The organism is Nonomuraea basaltis (genome assembly GCF_005893125.1).
Lineage (GTDB): Bacteria > Actinomycetota > Actinomycetes > Streptosporangiales > Streptosporangiaceae > Nonomuraea > Nonomuraea basaltis.
Map to the genome: position 1 here is coordinate 1 of NZ_VCJS01000239.1, position 18509 is coordinate 18509.

The following is an 18509-nucleotide window of genomic DNA, read 5'->3' on the forward strand; positions in this document are numbered from 1 at the left end:
CTCATCGCCTACGACGGCACCCCAGGCGCCCGGCACGCCATCCAGGAGACCGCCCGGATGTTCCCCGCCGCCCCCGCAGTGGTCCTGTACGCCCGCCGGCCGCTGGAGAGCCTCGCCGCCCACCTCGAAGGCCACCCCGCTCTGAAACACCTGCGCGACATCGACGCCAACACCCACGACGCCTCCGAGCGACTGGCCGCCGAAGGCGCCGAGCACGCCCGCACTCTCGGACTGAAGGCCGAGCCACGCGTCGCCTCCGTCCCCGAGGAGGTCGTCGCCGACGCCATCGTGGACGTCGCCGAGGAGCTCGACGCCTCACTGATCGTCCTGGGCTCCCGCGGACGGCACGGACTACAGGCGACGCTGTCCGGCAGCACCTCCACCCGCGTCATGCACTCCACCGGCCGGCCCACGCTCATCATCCCGTCCAAGCCGCTCGCGGCCGCCCGCCGCGCCGATCGCTGAGGCGGCGTGCCCCCGGCTCCGTTACTCTCGCGGAACCGGGGGCACGCCGCTGAACATTGTGCTGCCCTCCTGCGTCAGGGCCGCGGTCGGCCGCTGGCATCCAGCCAGTTCCCCGGCGGCGTCACAGATCCACCACCCCACAACCGGCGGCCGCGAACGCCTCCTGGACGAGGCCCTGGTCCACGGGACCGCCGGTGAGGACGCTCACTCGCGAGCGCTCCGGGGTGACGTCCACGCCAACGATGCCCGGGACCTGGATGAGCTCGGACCTGATGGCCGCCAGGCAGTGCTCGCAGGTCGCCGGGGACAGGCTGCTGACCTCGTAGGTGACGAGGCTGTACGCAACGGTGATCAACCGGATTCCTCCTTCGTGCCGGGGCGATGATCGGATCTCGCCCCTCCAGAGGGATCGTTCCGCAAAACGGTAGGCCAGGGACCTCTCGGAGGCTTCCGGCAGACGCCATGGCGGAAACCGGAAGCGGTTTTGCCGGAGCAAGGCGAGATATGTCATGGTTCTGCGAGATTCATCCTGGAAGGGAGTGCGGTGGACGACTCGACGGACGATGGTGTCGCGCAGGCCCTGTACGCACGCATGCACAGCCGTGGCGAATCGCTGCCCGAGGCGGCGCAAAGTCTGGGCCTGACCGTCGAGGAGATCGAACGGGCGCGCGACCAGCTCACCCGGCTGAACCTGCTGAACCCCGGCACGCAGACCGCCGTCAACGTGGCCGCCGCGCTCGCCCGTACCCTGCAGCGCAGCCACCGCGCGCTCGACCGCCTGGTCGAGCAGCACGTCAGGACGGCAGCACTGGCCCAGCACTACCTCGACCTGCCCCGGCAGGCAGGCGGCGACGCACATGTCGAGTTCTTCCCCCGTGCCGACCGCGCGCGCCTGAACCAGCGCATCGACGAACTGGCCGAGCTGAGCAGCCACGAGGTCCTCGGGCTCCAGCCCCCGGCCAACTGGACGCGCGAGACCCTGGAGGCGGGCCTGGCTCGCACCAAGGTGACCCTGGGCAACGGGGTGCGGGTCCGGGCCCTGTACGCGCAGATCTCGCTGTCCAACCCACTGATCCGCGAGTACGTGGGCCACTGGAGGCAGCACGGCGTCGAGGTTCGCGTCGCGCCGGTGATCCCCACCCGCCTGCTCATCTATGACCGGCACACCGCGATCGTGCAGGCCGACCCGGACGACCTGGAGGCCGGGGCGGTGCTGATCAGCGGTGCGAGCGTGGTCAGCTCGATCGCGGCGATCTACGACTACTGCTGGATGACGGCCTCGGAGCCGGAGGATGTGCCAGGGTCGCCGGACGGCTCGGACCTCACGGACCAGCAGCGCGCCGTACTCCGCCTGCTGGCCACCGGAGCCAAGGACTCGGCGATCGCCCGCAGCCTGGGCGTCTCGACGCGTACGATCACCCGCCTGGTGAGCGAGCTGACCGCGGCGCTCGGCGCGAGCAGCCGCTTCCAGGCGGGGGTGCGGGCGGCCCGGCTCGGCTGGCTCGACTGACCGCCGTGCCCGCCAGTTGCCCGCCGCCGCCCACAGGGACGGCCCTGCCGGCGAGGTGACCGCCAATACCGCGCGGCGGTGCCGGCGGGTCCCAGCGACGCGTAGCTCCCCCATCTCCGGCTTCGCCGACTACGGCCAGCGGCCCAAGACCGCCTACGAGCACGCCTGGGAGATCCGGGAGCTGCTGGGGTATCGCGACTTCGGCTCGTGTGAGCAGCAGGTGCGCCAGTACGTGGCGGCGCGGGTGTGGGCGTCGGCGGAGGGGCCGCGGGCGTTGTTCCACCGGGCGTTGGTCCTGTCCGATCCCAGGTTCAGGTGCCGCCCCATGTCGGGGGTGTTTCTCCGGTGAGGCGGCCGGCGGCGAACCGGTGCGCGAACGCGGCACCGATACCCGACCCGGCTCCGGTGACCACAGCCGTGCTTGCCGGGTGCGCCATGGTGATCGGCCATACGACTTCCCGCCGACGACGATCTGTGCGATAAAACATGGACGTCTACGACTCCTGCCCGTTGACGGCTAAAACAACATAAGGCGAGAAATGCGAAATGGACACCATTACAAGAGAGGCATTGTAGATACTGTGTATGAGATCTCGTTCGGCGGGCTCACATCCGAATTCGGTCCGCTGACCTGGGGCCAGCGCCATATCCGGACGATACAGGTCGCGCACCCGGAGAATCGGCAGCAGTTCAACCTCTACCAGCTCTGGCCGATTCCGCCCGGCAACGGCGATCGGGATGTGCTGTCCGCGCTGCAAAGGCTTGTGGAGCGACATGGGGCGCTTCGCACACGATTGCTGGATTCTCCTGGCGGCGGTCTGGCCCAGCAGGTGCACGGCGACGGCGAGTTCGCTGTCCGTGTCCGCGAGATCGGGACCGGTGAATGCAGCGAAGAGGACCTCTACCAGGTAGCACAGGAGGTGGCGGGCGGGGACTTCGCATGGGACGAAGAGTTTCTGGTGAGATTCGGGATCCTGACCGCCGGCGGAGCGCCGGCCTGGCTCGTCATGATGGCGTCACACATGATTGTGGACGGGGCCTCCGGCTCGATCTTGAAGCGTGAGTTCATGGCGCTGTTGGCCGAGCCGTCCGGCTTGCCCGAGCCTCCATGCCAGCCTGTCCGGTGGGCGGCGAAGGAACAATCTCAGCAGGGCGCCGAGACCAGCCGCCGTAGTGCTGAGTACATGCGTGATGTGCTCCAGAGACATCCGGGCCGGCTCTTCGGTGGAAGGCCTTCGAGTTCCGAGACGAACGAAACTTTGGTATCCGGTGGCTTTCCCGTCGTCCTGGGGCACGGCCCCGGCCTGGGAAAGCAGGTGGAGGACCTCGCCGTCCGCTGGAGGACGTCGGAGGCCGCCGTCGCCATGGCGGCGCTGACGAGGTCGTTCGCCGCACAGACGGGAATCGATTCATTTCCGTTGGGGGTGACGTGCTCGAACCGGCACCTGCCTGGATCGGACGGATACGTGGGCATGCTCGCTCAGAACGGCGTGATCGGTGTCGACCTGTCGAGTGACCCGCCGCCCGAATCGGCGGCCCAGATGTGGAGGTCGCTGCTGACCGGATACGCGCATTCCGCCTATGACCAGGATGAGCTGGGCGGTGTCCTGGCCGAGGCCGGCGTCGACGACGACTACCTGGGATTCGGCGCCGTCGGGCATTTCGTGAACTTCTTGCGCCTCGACCCTGATCCGGTCGAGCAGGATGAGAGCCGAGGTCCCTCCTCGTCGATTCTCATCGAGGACGGGGACCCTGCCGATTACAGGACACCTCGATTCGGAGTGGTCATCGCATCGGTCGCGGACGATCTGGCGGTGCGCATGTTCGCGGATCCGGCCGTGATCTCGCTGGACCTGGCCAGGTCTGTCACCCGATCCTTCCTCGAAGGATTGCAGTCGTTGTGAGTTTCGAGGAGGCCCGCCTCCCCCGGTCAGGTCGGCTCTGCCGCCATGTCGACGTCCGGCAGAACCTCAAGATCGCGCACCGAGGAATACCACAGCCACACCACTGCGGTGCCCAGGCCTGCCGAGCTCAGGATGATCGTCCCTCCCATGCCTAGAGGCGACGACCCCAGCGCGCCGCCGATCAGCGCTCCGATCGTCATGATCCCGGTGCTGAAGAATCCCATGCACGTGCCTACCCGGGCCAGATATTGGTTCGGCACCACGGTCTGACGGAGCGTAACAGAATTGACCCGCATGATAACGATCCAGAATGGCCAGAAGAACTGCGACAACGCGATCGCCGCGACAGCGAGAGGGAATGGGGCTTCGCCCATGAATCCGATGGGAAGAGCGGTGAGAGAGGGGGCGAAATAGCACAGCATCAGCGTGCGTCCGATGCCGATCTTCCGGGTGAGCCGCTGCCCCGTCCACGCCGCGATCAGCCCGGCGACACCACCCAGCATGGCCAGCGCCCCGAGGGTCCCGGCGTTCATCCCGAGGTCTCGGACGCAGAACAGGATGATTACCGCTCCGAACATCGACCCGAAGAAATTGAACTGCGTGGAGGCGAGCAGCATGGGCATCTGATAGGGAAAGCGCCGCAGCGCCCGGAGTCCGCTCTTGACGGCGGCCAAATGCCCCTTTTCGTCATCTTCCTGGTTGTTCTCTTTGGGCGGGACAGCCGGCAACCGGGTGAGCAGTACGCTGCTCAGCACATAACTGACCGCGTCCAGCAGCATCGCCATCGGCGCACCCGCGACTTGGACAAGCAGTCCGGCGAACCCCGGCCCTGCCACGTCCCCGGCCGACTCGCTCGCCTCGTTCCAGGAGTTCGCCCGCGCCAGGCCGCGCCCGCCGAGTAGCCGCGGCAAGAACGCCCCCACCGCGGCATCGTAGAGCATGGAAAACGCGCCGACAAGGAATGTTATGGCAATCAGGATTGCCATGTTCAAGTAGTCGAGCACGTACAGGATCGGGACGCACAGCACCAGTGCGAAACGGATAACATTCGCCACGTGCATGAGCCGCAGATGTTCGAATCGATCCGCCCAGACACCGATGGACAGGCCGAAGACCAAAACGGAAGCCTCGGCCGCGGCGGCCAGGATTCCCATCGACCATGGACTGGCGTTCAGAACGAGAGCGGCGATCAACGGTAACGCGAATGCGGTGGTGATGGATCCGACCATGGAGACGGTCTGAGCACCCCAAAGCCGATAGAAGCCTCTCGACGCCATTTCACGATCAGCGGTCACAGCGAAACCCTTCATGAGATTCTGATCGAAATCCGGGGCAGGCTGACACATTCACAAACGGTTGTCGATCCGCAGGACTCGCTCGGCGACGGCCGGGTCGGCCAGATTATCCGGCTCGCCCTCGGTAACCGCTCACGCGCCTGCCTGGCCTTGAGTTGCGTGCTGGACCGGATCAGGGTGTGCGGCTTGTCGGTGAAGACGGCATGGAGTCGGTCCGAGGCTACGCGGGCACCGGCGGATTTTCATGTGATTTTCGGCGCGGCGCAGGATGCGTTCGCCGAGGCGGATCCGCACGCCGTACGGCAGGTGGTCCAGGACGTCGCGGCCGACGTGGTCGTCACGGGCCGGCCACCGGAGCAGTCGGCCATCAGGCCGAGACGATGTTCAACCGGTTGCTTTGAGCAGTTGAAAATTCCGGTGACGGCCGGGCCGGGTGCGGATATCCGTCCGCACCGTTTCGGGCCCCGCTGGATGAACGAACACCGGGCGTGATAATGGCCGGATCCGGAAACACCGCGGCAATTCCACGTGCGTTCGACGTGCCGCTTGCCGGGCTAACACTCCTGGGACGGATATGGCAGTGTGCTGCCGCACGTAATGGGCTGCGCTCCTCTCTCGTATCGAGGCCGGCCGCGACCTTTGCCGAATTCCGCGGCGAAAGTCCCTGTGCGCCGATGTCCGGAAAGTCCAGGGTCGGTGGTGGAGCGCGCCGAAGGGATTTTCATGACAGCGGATTGCGAGCCGACGTGGATTTTGTTGAGTGGATGATACGGGGGACCAGGCTTCCCGAGCTCATGAAACCGTGTGTCGACTGCAGCTCGAAGCTGCATCGCCCGTCGGGGAAGTTCCGCATGAACGCCAATGGAAAATTATTGGACGTCTGGCTGCTCGTGTTCTGCGCCAAGTGCGGCAGGACGTCGAAGGTCGCGATCCATGAGCGTGTCCCCGTCGCCGTCCTGGGCAATGAGCGGATACGCCGCTATGAGTCCAACGACTCCGCGTCCGTCGCGGCGGCGCTGATGGACCGGAACATCGCCCGGCGCAACAACTACCGGCTCGACTGGGAGGGCGCCTGGCATCTGGAGGTCCAGCCCCTCGCGCCCTGCGGCGGCCGCGTTCTCGTGCGTTTCGAGGTGCCGGTGCCGATACGGCCGGTGAAGATTCTCATGCGCGGGCTCGCGCTCAGCCGCGGCAAGGTGGTCGAGGCCATCGACGCCGGCCGGATCACGATGCCGATCGATGTGAACGCCAAGGCGAGCCGTGACTTCGAGTTCTGCGTCGCGCCAGGGACGGGAGGCCGTGATGCCGGTGCCTGAGTGGACACAGGAGTTCCCCAAGACGGCGATGGAGGAACACGTGAGCAGCGACCTCAGGGAGGGTATGTCGCACATTCCCTTCACCGGCGCCCGCGCCGGCACCTGGCCCGCCACGTTCACCCAGGCCAACGTCCTCGCATGGGTGCCCGACGATCCCGCGTCCGCCGTCCTCAGCGACATCGTCGAACTGCCCCCGAGCGTTTCGGTCGACGACATTCGCGCTGCGCTCGGGATGCTCCTCGCCCGGCACGAGTCGCTGCGTACGGTCTTCCCCGCCATCGAGGGCGAGCCGGTCCAGCAGGTGCTCGGCGTCGGCCTCCTACCGGTCCGTTTCCTCCCGATCCCGGACGGCGCAACGCCGGATCGCCTGCCCCAGGCGATGTGGCATGTGGAGCCCTTTGACCACACCACCGACTTGCCCCTGCGTGTCACAGTCTATGTCGACGACGGGCGCCCGGCCCTCATGCGACTGGATGTCTCACACGTCGCCGCAGACCAGGCCGCAGCCGATCTCATCGAGCGCGACCTGCTCGACCTCATGGTGAATCCGGCGACGCGCGTGGTGGGACCGCCCCGGCGGCAGCCGGTCGACCAGGCGCTCGACGAGCGCTCCATCCGTGGTGCTCGCCGTCTGGACGCCACGTTGCGGTATTGGTCAGAGCAGATGCGGCGCCTTCCGCTCTGCGCGATGGCCTTGCCGGTGCGGCTGCACGCCGATGCCGGCTATCTGAAGGCCACGCTGACCTCCGGTGCCGCCGCTCAAGCGATGACCAAGATCGCGGCTCGTACCTCGGCGAGCCACTCAACGGTCGTTTTCACCTGCCTGGCGATGGTGCTGGCCTGGTGGACGGACAGTCGTACGATGAAGATCCACGCGACCTGCAGCAACCGGTTCTTACCTGGCACCCGAGACTATGTCGGCACCATCGCCCAGGAGGCGCTGGTGCCGTTCGAAACCGATCACCACTCGTTCGACGACCTGGTGCGGCACGTGACCGTGGCGGCCGTGACCGCGTACCGGTACGGCCACTACGACGCCCCGCGGCTGATCCGGGCGGCCGAGGAGGTGATTCATGAGCGGGGCATGTACAGCCATCGAGATGTCGTCGTGAACGACGTCAGCGCGATCGCCGACGCTCCTGACAATGACACCTGCGCGCCGGCGGACTCCCGCATCGAGTTCGCACCCGAGCTGTTCCGTCCGGAGCCCGTGCGACTGACCATCGTGCGGCTGTTTCCCCGACTGGAGATCGAACTGAGCTGCGACACCCGGCTGACGCCGCAAGCGACGATGGAAGAACTTCTCCGCGGCGCCGAACGCGTCCTTCTCGCCGCGGCTGACAGCGACGTCCTGCTTGCCGAGCTTGCGGCGCTCAGCCGAATCCGTCCCGTAGCGAGAGGACCGGAGTGGACGTGCGTCGATGGCAATTGGATCGACGTGCGCGCCGTGCAACGGATCGTTGAAGGCGAGCTCCGTCACGGCACTGCCCGGGTGTTCACCGCGCCGGACGGTGCCGGGCGGCCACTCGTCGCGTACGTCACGTCGCAGGACGAGGTGAACATCGGCGAGCTGCACGCGGCGTGCGTGGCGCGCCTCGGTCCTGAGGAGCACGGTGTCATGACGCCGCAGTGGTACGTCGTGGTCGAGTCGGCACCCGATGACACGGAGCGACTTGTGAGCTGGAGCCGGCAGAGCGTCTTGAAAGAGGGCTCCGGGCGCGTGTTCCCCTCCATGGGAGACGCCGGGCCGCAGTGATGCGAAGGTACGCCGTGCCGACGTATGGATGCGACAGGAAGAGCAGACGTAATGACGGAGTTCACGGTCGGGCCGGTTGGGTCCCCTCCGGCGCACCATGCCTCGGACCGCCCGATGGAGCAAGGTGATGGAGTCGCTGGAAGCGCTCCCCCGCCCAGCACGGACGACTTTCCCACCGAGCGGATGGTTGCCATATGGAAGGAGATCCTGCAGGTCGGAGAAATCGGCGAGGATGACAATTTCTATGACCTCGGAGGCCGCTCCGTGGCAGTGATCAGGCTCGTCATGATGATCGCCGATGAATTCGACACCGAGGTGCCCATCAACGAAATCCTCGAAGCGCCGACCCTGTCCGAGCAGATCCGTCTGATCGTACGGAGTATGGGCGGGGCCGGCGCCACGGGCACAGGGTGATCGGAAAGCGACGAGCTCATTTCTCTTGGATGACAGCGGCTGCGAAGTCGGCAAGACGGGGGTACTCCAGCAGCGTCCGGAGGCGGATCCTGCGCGAAACCCGCCGTTGGACGAGGACGACCGCCTTGGTGGCGAGGATCGACGTGCCGCCGAGGGCGAAGAAGTCATCGGCGGCCGACACGTCCGTCACGCCCAGGACGGCGCGCCATGCCTCTGCCGCGATGGCCAGCATTTCGGACTCTGTCACGTCGAAGGGCCCCGCGCAGGACACGTTCGAACTTTCCTGGTGATCGGCTCGTTGGAAGCTCCGCGCTTGTTCCGCGAGGTTCGCCAACGCCGCCGCCACCTCGGATCGATGAGTGTCGAGGTAGAAGTGCCCGCCACCGAACCACCGCGTTCCTGGGGCGACGCCGAGGTCGTCGGTCCAGCCCTGGGGCGTGCCGGGCGGGAGGGAGAGGTCGTCGCGGGCGAGCCAGAGGCGATGATCGCCACCCGCGAGCTCTCCCGAGGGGGCACGGTAGGTGTCCACGAGATGCATGTCCTGGCTGAGGACGGTGCGGGCGTAGCGAAGGAGGTCAGGGTGCTCGAAGACCTCCTTGGGGCAACCGCCCCGGCGCCGCAGCTCGGCGTCGAGGGCCTCGGCCGGCCAGAGCAGGAAGGGTCCGCTCGGGTGCCGCGCCCGCCGGGCGACCCACCCCGGCGGCGGGCAGGCGGAGAAGACGACCGAACGGATCATCTTCCTGGCCGGCTCTGGGACGTCGCAGGCGACGGTGTGGGCCAGCAGCGCTCCGAGGCTGTGCCCGAACAGCACTGTCGGCCGGTCCGCCGTGGAGACGACGGCGGCGACGGCCGGGCCGGCCGCGGACGCGTAATCGGGTGCGAACGGCTCGCCGCTCCTGACCCCACGCCCTGGGAGCTCGAACAGGCACGGCTCGCACCAGGGCGGCAGCCGGCTCGCCAGCTGGTGGTAGGAGGCGGCGGATCCGCCGGCGTGATGGAACATCAGGAGCCGCACCTCGGCGCCGTCGCGGCGAAGGATCCTGAATCCCCCCTGCAGGCTCACTGTCTCCCTCCGGCACGTGTCGTAGCCGGAACGCCAATGGTCGCCTGGCCGCGGTCGAGCCGCGTCCGGGCCGGCTCGCCGGCGTGCTCCGCCGGGCTCATGGCCGTTCGTGAAGACGGCCTGGTCTTTCGAGCGACTCCGCAATGGATGCCCAGTGGCGGCGCCGCTGGATCCAGGGCCTCGTCCGGCCGCCACTCCGCGACGGTCACCACACCCGGATCGATGAGCTCGAAGTCTCCGAAGAAATCCGTTACCTGTTCCCGGGTGCGCCTGGTCAGATCGGCGAGGGCATCCTTCAACACGCTCTCGGAGTTGCGGGCGTCCCAGGGGACGTCGCACGCCGCGTGTGAGATGACCAGAAAACTTCCCTCGGGCAGGGCCGAGCGCAGCTCTCCGACCAGCCTCATCGGATCTTGCTCTTCGGTGACGAAATGCAGCAGGGCGACGAGCAGGACCCCTACCGGCCGACCGAAGTCGACCAGCGACCGTACCGCGGGGTTGTCGAGCACGGAGCCCGGTCGCGTCACATCGTCCACCACGAAAGCCGTCGAGCCGTGGGTTCCGGGCAGCGCTCCGAGTCGTACGCCGACCTCTGGGTCGATGTCCGTGTAGACCACGACCGCGTCGGGGTCTATCGAGCTCGCGATCTCATAAGTGGTGGGTGAGATCGGAAATCCAGCGCCGAGGTCCAGGAATTGGGTGACGCCTTGTTCGGCCATGAATCGCACAGCCCGGCGGTGGAAGGCGCGGTTCGCGCGAAGCATCGCGGTGAAGTCGGGTGCGGCCGCATTGACCCATGCAGCCGCGACCCTGTCTGCTTCGCGGTTGTCATCGCCCCCGACAATGCAGTTGTAAACCCGTCCCGGGTCGGGTGCATGGTGCTCGCTCATGAAGGGCTCCCGTGCCTTTGAGATTCCTGCCGTGCTCACGCGGACCTTCCCGGATTCACGACCACGGGAAGACTGGTGATGCCCTGGATGAAGTTCGAACGCAACCGGACCGGCTCGCCGGCCACCTCGACGCTCAGCCTCCGCTCCGTCATGAGCCGCAGCAGCATCGTCAGTTCGGCCTGGGCCATGACCGCGCCGATGCAACGGTGGATGCCGGATCCGTATGAGAGGTGCCGATTGGGCGTGCGCCCCACCCTGAACCGCGACGCATCAGGGAACTGCGCGTCGTCCCGGTTGGCCGAGACGTTCCACAACGTGACGGAGTCACCGCGGCTGATCTTCCGTTGCGCGAGCACCACGTCCTCGGTGGCGATTCGCCGAGTGTAGGCGTTGGCGGAGGACCAGCGAAGGATCTCGCCGGCTGCCGGCTCGACCAGGTCCGGGTCGGCGTCCAGGGCCGCGCGCTCGCCGGGATTCTCGGCGAGCGCGAGGATGCCCGCGGTCGCGGTGTACGGCGTGGTCTCGTTGCCTCCGACCGCGACGTTGAGGCAGTTGTAATACACGTCCTCTTCCCGGAGCGGACGTCCGTTGACCCTCGCCGCCAGCAGCACGCTGACGAGGTCCTCGCCTGGACAAGCCCGCCGATCGGCGATCAGCTCGGCGAAGAACTCGAACACCTCCGCCTGAGCGACCGCCAGGCCGACCCGCTCGCCGTCCCCGCCACCGAATTCCGGGTCACGGAACCCGATGATCCGTCTGGTCACGGCGGCCAGGTCGTGGGCCGCGGAGCGGGAAACGCCGAGGAGCTCCATGATGGTCGCGGCCGGGAGTTCGGGGGCGATGTCGACGGCGAAGTCACAGCCGCCGTCGGCCAGCGCCCGATCGAACGCGGCCCCGGCGAGCCGGGCGGCGCGCGCCGCGACCCGCGCCGTCATGTCAGCGCCGAACAGTTCTCGCAGTTGCCTGCGGAGGAGACGGTGATACGGGGGGTCCGACGCGCTGAGCATCCGTCCTGCGGCGCTGTCGCCGCCCTGACGATAGGAGCCGCCGTGCACCGAGCCGCCGACCGAGCTGAACGTGGCGGTGTCGGCGTATGCGGCCGTGACGTCACCGTAGCGGCACACCGCCCAGTGACCGGGTATGCCGTGCGAAGGCTCATTCCAATGAACCGGGTCATTCGCACGGAGCCAGGCGAAGACTTCGTGGTGCCGCTGCTCCGTGAACAGCCGGGTGTCGTTGAGATCGATGGCCTCGTCCACAGCTCAAGCCGCCATCGCATCGCGGACCAGCGCGGCCAGGCCGCCCAGCGTGGACTGGCCCAATATCGTCCGGGCGTCGAGCGTGACACCGAATCGGTCCTTGAGCCTCCGCATCATCCGGAACGCCAGAAGCGAGTTGCCGCCCAACGCGAAGAAGTCGTCCTCCACGCCGGGCCCTTCGACCAGCAGCAGATCCTCCCAGAGATCGGCCAGGTACCGCTCGACGTCGTCGCCTGGGGGCACGCGCGCGGCGCTGCGCCGGGCCGCCGTCGCCGCCAGCGCCGCGATGGCGTCCGCGTCCCGCTTGCCGTGTTCGCTGATCGGCAGCGCGTCGACACGTACGACCACCGCCGGCACCATGAACTCCGGCAGCTCGGCCGCCGCGTAGCCGCGCAGCGCTTGTGGCCGCACCGTCGCGTCGGCGACGACCACGGCGGCGAGCAGTCGGTCCTGGCCCATGCCCACCGGCACGACCGCGGCGGCGTGAACCCCTTCGCAGCCGGTCAGCGTGCGCTCGACCTCGGCCGGCTCGACCCGATAACCGCGGATCTTGACCTGACTGTCGGCGCGGCCGTGGAACTCGAGGATCCCGTCCTCGCGCCGGCACACACGGTCGCCGGTCGCGTAGCAGCGGTCCTCGTCCTCCTCGCCCGAAGTGAACGGACCGCCGGGGCCCGCGTCCAGGTAGCCGCGAGCGACTCCAGGCCCGCCCACGTGGAGGACACCGATCTCACCGGGAGGAAGCTCGGCTCCCGACTCGTCGAGGATCCGCACGCTCACGCCCTCGAACGGCCTGCCGATCGGAACCGAGTCGGACCGGCCGTCCTCTTCGGTGACCCTGTGGCCCACACAGGCCGTGGTCGCCTCCGTGGGTCCGTAGAGGTTCCAGAACTCGCCCCGGAACCCGCCCTCGCTCAGCTGCGCGCACGTCTCGGACAGGACCACGTCTCCCCCCGTGCACAGGACACGGAGGTCGTTGAACGCCTCCCGGTCCTCCCGGACGACGTGGTTGAGTGCCATGCTCGGCACCAGCATCACCGTTATCCGGTGGCGGCGCAGGGCACGGCGGATATCCTGGTTGAGAAGCACGGGCAGGGGCTCCAGGATCACGATCTCGGCCCCGGCGGCGAAAGCGCACCAGGTCTCGTAGTGGAACGCGTCGAACGAGACGTTGGAGACATGCCCCACGCGGTCGTGTGACCCGAGCGCGGGCAGAGACGGGTTCTCAGCGAAGAAGACGAGGTTCCCGTGCTCCAGCGCGACCGCCTTCGGCTCGCCGGACGAGCCCGAGGTGAACAGGATGCACGCCAGGTCCCCGGCATCGGGCCGGCTCGCGGGAGCCTCCCCGGCACCCTCCGGCGCCGGCTCCGCACCGAACCGCAGCACCGTCGTCCCCGGGTCCCCCAGATCATCGGCTGACTCCTCGATGACGAGAGCCTTGACCCGGGCACTCGCGATCATCGCGTCACGCCGGGCCCGCGGATAGCGCGGGTCGACGGCGACGTAGGCGGCACCGGCCTTGAGGATGCCGAGCAGGACCGCGAAGAGCCCGGCCCTGCGGTCGATCTGGAACGCCACGGCGTCCCCTGGGTCGACACCGTGGGCGGACAGCCACGCGGCGACCGCGTCCGACAACTCATCGAGCTGGGCGAACGTGAGGGTCGCCGAGCGATCGGTCACCGCCGGCAGTTGCCCACACCGGGCCACGGTCTCGGTGAACAGGTCGATCAGACTCCGGCTTGGCATCGGGCCCCCCTTGGCCGGGCTCCGGCTCCCCGGTTCCGGCAGCGTCGTCGCGCCGGTCACGACGGCGAGGCCGGCCGACAACCTGCCGAGCGGCCGGTCCACGTCGTCGATCAGCCCCGTGATCAGGGAGGCCACCTTGTCGACGAGGTGGCGGCAGGTCTGCTCGTCGATCTGCGTGCTGTCTCGCTCGACCTCGATCCGCGCCTGGCCGGGCTCCTCGACCACGATCAGCGTCGCCGCGTACCGGCTGCTGAGGCAGGGCAGCAGCGGCAGGACGGCGGCCGTGCCAGGTGCCACAGGGACGAAGAGACCATCGCTCGCCTGGCGTGCGCCGATGCCGGTGTAGTTGAAGAACCCGTCCACGACCGGTTCCTCGCGGACGTTCCGGCGCGCGGCGGCGTGCTCGATCATCGCGTCGTAGGGATAGTGACTGTGCTCGAGAGCCGACGTGACCTGGGACCGGATCCGCTCCATATAGTGCCGGACCGTATGCGCCCCGCCGGCGGCCGTCCGGATGAGCACGGTGTTGACCAGCGGGCCGATCACGGAGGACAACCCGGCGTCCGCACGCACGTCCACAGGGAACCCGATGACCGCCTCGGCACGACCGCCGAGGTCCTGCAGGGCGAGCGTGTACGCCGCCATGTAGAACATCGACGGCGTCAGGGCGTTCTCCCGGCAGAACCGGCGGACCGATGCGACCAGGTCGGCGTCGAGCGCCCTGCGCACGCTCCGTACGTCGCCCGCCCCAAGCTCCAGGCTCGGGTGGATCGGCACCGTGGTCCCGTCCGACATGGGCGCTGGAGCGAGCAGCTCGTCCCAGTAACGGCCGAGACGGGCCATGTGCGGCGCGGCGAGGTCGCGCTGCCAGAGGGCATACTCCTTGGCCGCCGGAACCAGCGGTTCCAGGTCCTTCCCGTCATAGGCCTTGCGCAGGTCGGCCAGGAACACCGGCCATGACACCGCGTCGAACACCAGATGGTGGGTGTCGATGAGCAGGACATGCTGATCCGGGCCCACGGTGTGGAGCCGCCCCCTGAGCAGTGGTGGCCGCGCCAGATCGAACGGCCGCACGAAGTCCCCGAGCTCCCCGGGGTGGAACGGGCCGGGGCCGGCCCGTTCCAGCTCGAACGCCACCTTCGGCCGCACGGCCTGGATCGGATCGCCGTCCCCCCATTCGAACCGGGTCCGGAATCCCTCGTGCCGATCGATCACCGCACGGAACGCATTCTCCAGGCGCTCCATGTGGAGCTCCCAGTCGATCCGATACATACCGGTGATGTGGTAGTCGACCATTTCCGGCTCGGCGAACTGCGGGTAGAACAGCCGTTCCTGAATTCCGGAGAGCGGCCAGGAGTCGCGCGGCACCTCGGCGAGGCTACGGAGCTGCGCGCCTACCCCCTCCGATTCGCCGGTGGCGAGGATGCGCACGATCGCGTCCTTGTGCTTCCTCACCCGGGCCAGCAGGTCGGGTCCGACCGCCCCCCGAGGGGCCTCCATCCGGAGGTTCCCGGCCTCGACGCGGAGCCGGATACCGAGGCGCCGCAGGCTCGCCGCCAGTTCGCGAACCTCGGCCGCAGTCGCTGTCGTCATCAGAGCACGAACTCCTCGAGGTCTTCGCCGGGTCCGTCCTGGGATGTGTCGGCCCGCGACAGCCAGCGGAGGTTGTCCACGTGTTCGGCCAGGACCCGGATCTTCGGCGTCGGGAGGAAGTCCATGAGCCGCACCTCGACCCCGAACATCTCCCGGATCTCCGCGATCAGCACCACGACCTTGAGCGAGTGGCCGCCGACGTCGAAGAAGTCGTCGTCCGGGCCAACCTCGCCCAACCCGAGCTTGTCGCGGTAGATGCCGATGAGCGCCTCTTCGGTGCCGGTCCTTTCGACGGCGATCTGCCCGTCTGCGACCACGCTTCGGGCTCGTTCGTCCAGTGCCGGCCGGTCCACCTTGCCGTTCGCGTTGAGAGGCAGGCGATCGAGGACGAAGAAACGGCTGGGGACCATGTAGTCCGGGAGGGCCGACCTGAGCGCGGCGGTGATCGAGGGCAGCCGCTCGTGGTCCGGTCCCACGAGGTACGCCCAGAGCACCGCCATGCCCTGCGCGTCGGTCACCACCGTCGCGGCCGCGTCCACGACCCCGTCGCAGCGCCGGAGCTCGGCTTCGACCTCGGCGAGCTCTACCCGGAACCCGCGGATCTTCACCTGGCTGTCGCGACGCCCGAGGTAATCGACGGTGCCGTCGGGCAGCCATCGAGCCAGGTCGCCCGTCCGGTAGATCCGGCCGCCTTCGACGAACGGGTCGGGCTGGAAAGGATCGCCGTCCGAGGTGTGCAGGTACCCGCGGGCCACGGCGCGTCCGCCGATGCACAGCTCACCCGCGACACCGATCGGGGCCTGCACGTCGTTCGGCAAGAGGATGTAGACCTCGGTCTCGTCCACCGGCCTCCCGATCGGCACGGACTCCACACCGTCCATGTCGTCCACCGCGTGGGCGGTCGCGTAGATCGTCCCCTCGGTCGGGCCGTAGGCGTTGACCAGCCGTCCGGCGCCCAGGCGGGCCACCGTACGGCGAGCGTGGTCGGCGGAGAGCCGCTCGCCGGCCACGACGATCGTCTCGATCGGGTCGAGGCATTCGGGAGCACGGTCGACGAGCAGGTGGAAGAACCCGGTGCTGAGGAACGCCAGGCTGACGTCCTCGGCCTCGACGATGGCGCGCAGAGCGTGGATGTCCACGAGCTCACCGCGTTGCGGGCATACCGCGGTCCCGCCGTTGAGCAGCGCGGTGTACAGGGCTGCCGCCGAGACGTCGAAGCCCCAGCTGGTGGCCTGCAGCACCCGTTCTCCATCGGAGATCGGAAGGTACCGGGGCCGATGGGTCAGGCGACGTACCGAGGTGTGTTCGACCATCACCCCCTTGGGGCGCCCGGTGGAACCGGACGTGAACATGATGTAGGCGAGGTCGCGGTCCGAGCCGCGAGGCTCCGGCCGCGACGGGTCATCCCCCTCCTCGCGCAGGTCGAGCAGTTCCAGTCCGTCGGGCAGGTCGCGGCCGGCCACCCAGTCGCTGACGACGCAGAGCGCCCCGCAGTCGGCCAGTAGTGCGAGCGCCCGGGCCACCGGCGTGGCCTCGTCGAACGGGACGTAGCAGCCCCCCGCCTTCAGGACACCCAGCATGCCGATGACCGTGTCGCGCGGGTTCTGGATGAGCAGTCCGACAGGTGTGCCGACGCCGACGCCCGCCGCCCGGAGCCGGTGCGCGAGCCGGTTGGCATGCTCGTCCAGCTCTCGATAGGTCAGGCGCATGGTGCCGCTGACCACGGCGGTGCGGTCCGGCATCCGGTCGGCCACGGTCTCGAAGACCTGGTGGAGGCCGAGCCCGGCCGCCTCCGAGGCCTCCTCGGACCGGTCGGAACTGCGAGTGACCGGCTGCTCGCGGGGCCCCAGGAGGAACTCGTCCAGCGTTCGCTCAGGGTGGGCCAGTACCTGCTCGACCAGGCTCGTGTAGTGCGTCCCCATGCGCTCGACGGCCAGCGTGTCGAAGACTCCGGTGGAGTACTCCTGGACGAGCTCGATCTCCGAGTCGCGTTCGAAGGCCGACAGGGTGAGGTCGAGCTTGGCGACGCCGATGGTGACGGGCACCGCGGTGCCCACGCTGCCACCCATGTCGAAGCGGTAGTTCTCCAGCTCCGTGTAGACGAACATGAAGTCGAACAACGGGTTGCGGCTCGGATCGCGCGGCAACTCCAGCTCCCGGACCAGTTCCTCGAACGGGTACGACTGCCTCTGGAGCCCTTCCACAACGGCGCTGCGCACTTCGGCGACGAAGTCGGTGAAGCGCTTCGAGCCGACCGGCGCGGAGCGGATCGGCAGCGAGTTGCCGAACATGCCGACCACGTCGGCGCACGAAGGGTGGTAGCGGCCATCGACCGGCGTGCCGACCACGATGTCCGTGCGTCCCGCGTACTTGGCCAGCATCAGCTTGTAGACGGACAGCAGCACCATGTAGGGCGTGAACCGGTTTTCCCGGCAGTATCTCTTCAGCTTCCCGGCCAGATCGGCGGTGAGGAAGAACGAGCGCCGCCGGCCCTGGGTCGTCAGCACCGGCGGGCGCGCCCCCATGGGGAAGTCCAGCGGGGCCGGGGGCGAGGCGAGCCGTTCGAGCCAGTAACGGCGATCCTCCAGGTAGGCGTCCGTGGTGCGGTAGAGGTGCTCCCACTCCGCGAAGTCCTTGTAGGTCAGCGCCGCCTGGTCCAGGCTCTCGCCCCGGTACGCGGCGGCGAGGTCCCGGAACAACACCGGTATCGAGCCCTCGTCGAGGACGATGTGCGGCGTGTCGAGGAGGAGTACCGACGCATGCCCGCCGGGACGGAGCGCGAGGCCCAGCCGGATCGGAGGACCGGTCCTCAGGTCGTGCGGTTCGACCCAACGACCTACCAGATCCTCCAGGGACTCCTCGGATTCGCCCAGATCAGCCACGGTGAGGGCGACCTCGGGGATGATCCGCTGGACGAGGGCTCCCTCCCGGACGTCGAAGACGGTACGAAGAATGTCATGCTTGGCTGCGACGGCGTTGACCGCGCGCGTGAGCTGATCGCGGTCGAGCGAGGCATCTGCCATGAGCGCCAGCGGCAGGTTGTACAGGCAGCCTTGCGGCTCCATGGCCCAGAGGAAGAACATCCGCTCTTCGGACGCCGAAACCCGGTAGAACGCGCGCTCCCGCGCCGGCATGATCGTGCCGTCCCGGGTGCCCGCCTCGGCGGTGAGCGCGTCGGCGAGGTCGCGCAGGATCGGGTTGTCGAAGACGGTCATCACCGGGACCTCGGCCCCGATCGCCGTGCGCAGCCGCTGGGACAGCCTGACAGCGGCGATCGAGTTCCCGCCGAGGGCGAAGA

At 68.2% G+C, this 18509-nt stretch carries 15 protein-coding genes; 8 read left to right on the top strand and 7 right to left on the bottom strand.

What is annotated here, in order from left to right; translation table 11 throughout:
- Window positions 1-465: universal stress protein (locus EJK15_RS57025; RefSeq protein WP_138718802.1), on the top strand; the 465-nt coding region annotated here is incomplete at its 5' end.
- A 121-nt stretch (window positions 466-586) separates the two neighbouring features.
- Here the strand turns inward: EJK15_RS57025 and EJK15_RS71865 are convergent.
- Window positions 587-820 carry a heavy-metal-associated domain-containing protein gene (locus tag EJK15_RS71865; protein ID WP_171075157.1) on the bottom strand — a complete coding sequence of 78 codons (234 nt, stop codon included), beginning with the start codon at window positions 818-820 and terminating at the stop codon, window positions 587-589.
- A 189-nt stretch (window positions 821-1009) separates the two neighbouring features.
- Here EJK15_RS71865 and EJK15_RS57035 point away from each other — a divergent pair, with 189 nt between their 5' ends.
- From EJK15_RS57035 to EJK15_RS57045, 3 genes are all read left to right on the top strand, one after another.
- On the top strand, window positions 1010-1975 hold the full coding sequence (locus EJK15_RS57035) for a helix-turn-helix transcriptional regulator (protein ID WP_138718804.1): 966 nt from the start codon (window positions 1010-1012) through the stop codon (window positions 1973-1975).
- Between the two features lie 55 nt (window positions 1976-2030).
- Window positions 2031-2324 (top strand): DUF4158 domain-containing protein, encoded by a 294-nt coding sequence (locus EJK15_RS57040; RefSeq protein ID WP_171075158.1) that lies wholly within the window; start codon window positions 2031-2033, stop codon window positions 2322-2324.
- A 232-nt stretch (window positions 2325-2556) separates the two neighbouring features.
- Window positions 2557-3879, top strand: a complete 1323-nt coding sequence (locus tag EJK15_RS57045) for a condensation domain-containing protein (protein ID WP_171075159.1) — start codon at window positions 2557-2559, stop codon at window positions 3877-3879.
- Between the two features lie 26 nt (window positions 3880-3905).
- On the opposite strand, the gene EJK15_RS57050 is transcribed toward EJK15_RS57045, so the two are convergent.
- Window positions 3906-5174 (bottom strand): MFS transporter, encoded by a 1269-nt coding sequence (locus EJK15_RS57050; RefSeq protein ID WP_171075160.1) that lies wholly within the window; start codon window positions 5172-5174, stop codon window positions 3906-3908.
- Window positions 5175-5333: 159 nt separating this feature from the next.
- On the opposite strand from EJK15_RS57050, the gene EJK15_RS57055 reads away from it, so the two are divergent.
- From EJK15_RS57055 to EJK15_RS57070, 4 genes are all read left to right on the top strand, one after another.
- On the top strand, window positions 5334-5666 hold the full coding sequence (locus tag EJK15_RS57055; RefSeq protein WP_138718808.1) for a hypothetical protein: 333 nt from the start codon (window positions 5334-5336) through the stop codon (window positions 5664-5666).
- A 359-nt stretch (window positions 5667-6025) separates the two neighbouring features.
- Window positions 6026-6490, top strand: a complete 465-nt coding sequence (locus EJK15_RS71870) for a DUF1062 domain-containing protein (protein WP_171075161.1) — start codon at window positions 6026-6028, stop codon at window positions 6488-6490.
- A complete protein-coding gene (locus EJK15_RS57065) occupies window positions 6477-8246 on the top strand; it encodes a condensation domain-containing protein (RefSeq protein ID WP_138718810.1) in 1770 nt (589 codons plus the stop codon). The genes EJK15_RS71870 and EJK15_RS57065 overlap by 14 nt, the downstream gene beginning before the upstream one ends.
- A 51-nt stretch (window positions 8247-8297) precedes the next feature.
- Window positions 8298-8660, top strand: coding sequence for an acyl carrier protein (locus tag EJK15_RS57070; protein WP_171075162.1), 363 nt, complete (start codon window positions 8298-8300; stop codon window positions 8658-8660).
- A 16-nt stretch (window positions 8661-8676) separates the two neighbouring features.
- On the opposite strand, the gene EJK15_RS57075 is transcribed toward EJK15_RS57070, so the two are convergent.
- The 5 genes from EJK15_RS57075 to EJK15_RS57095 form a co-directional block, all read right to left on the bottom strand.
- Entirely contained in the window at window positions 8677-9723 is a 1047-nt protein-coding gene (locus EJK15_RS57075) for a thioesterase II family protein (protein WP_138718812.1), read from the bottom strand.
- Complete coding sequence (locus tag EJK15_RS57080) at window positions 9720-10613, bottom strand: SAM-dependent methyltransferase (RefSeq protein WP_138718813.1); 894 nt, start codon at window positions 10611-10613, stop codon at window positions 9720-9722. Before EJK15_RS57080 ends, EJK15_RS57075 begins: the two co-directional genes overlap by 4 nt.
- Before the next feature lie 35 nt (window positions 10614-10648).
- Entirely contained in the window at window positions 10649-11872 is a 1224-nt protein-coding gene (locus EJK15_RS57085) for a cytochrome P450 (protein WP_138718814.1), read from the bottom strand.
- Between the two features lie 3 nt (window positions 11873-11875).
- Window positions 11876-15211: a non-ribosomal peptide synthetase gene (locus tag EJK15_RS57090; protein WP_138718815.1), complete on the bottom strand. Its 3336-nt coding sequence runs from the start codon at window positions 15209-15211 to the stop codon at window positions 11876-11878.
- A partial coding sequence (locus EJK15_RS57095) for a non-ribosomal peptide synthetase (RefSeq protein ID WP_138718816.1) occupies window positions 15211-18509 on the bottom strand: 3299 nt, incomplete at its 5' end. The genes EJK15_RS57095 and EJK15_RS57090, both read right to left, overlap by 1 nt.

Coding starts and splice junctions, on each gene's coding strand:
- EJK15_RS71870 (WP_171075161.1), top strand. CDS start 6,026: ATGAACGCCAATGGAAAATTATTGGACGTCTGGCTGCTCGTGTTCTGC.
- EJK15_RS57065 (WP_138718810.1), top strand. CDS start 6,477: ATGCCGGTGCCTGAGTGGACACAGGAGTTCCCCAAGACGGCGATGGAG.
- EJK15_RS57070 (WP_171075162.1), top strand. CDS start 8,298: ATGACGGAGTTCACGGTCGGGCCGGTTGGGTCCCCTCCGGCGCACCAT.
- EJK15_RS57080 (WP_138718813.1), bottom strand. CDS start 10,613: ATGAGCGAGCACCATGCACCCGACCCGGGACGGGTTTACAACTGCATT.
- EJK15_RS57090 (WP_138718815.1), bottom strand. CDS start 15,211: ATGACGACAGCGACTGCGGCCGAGGTTCGCGAACTGGCGGCGAGCCTG.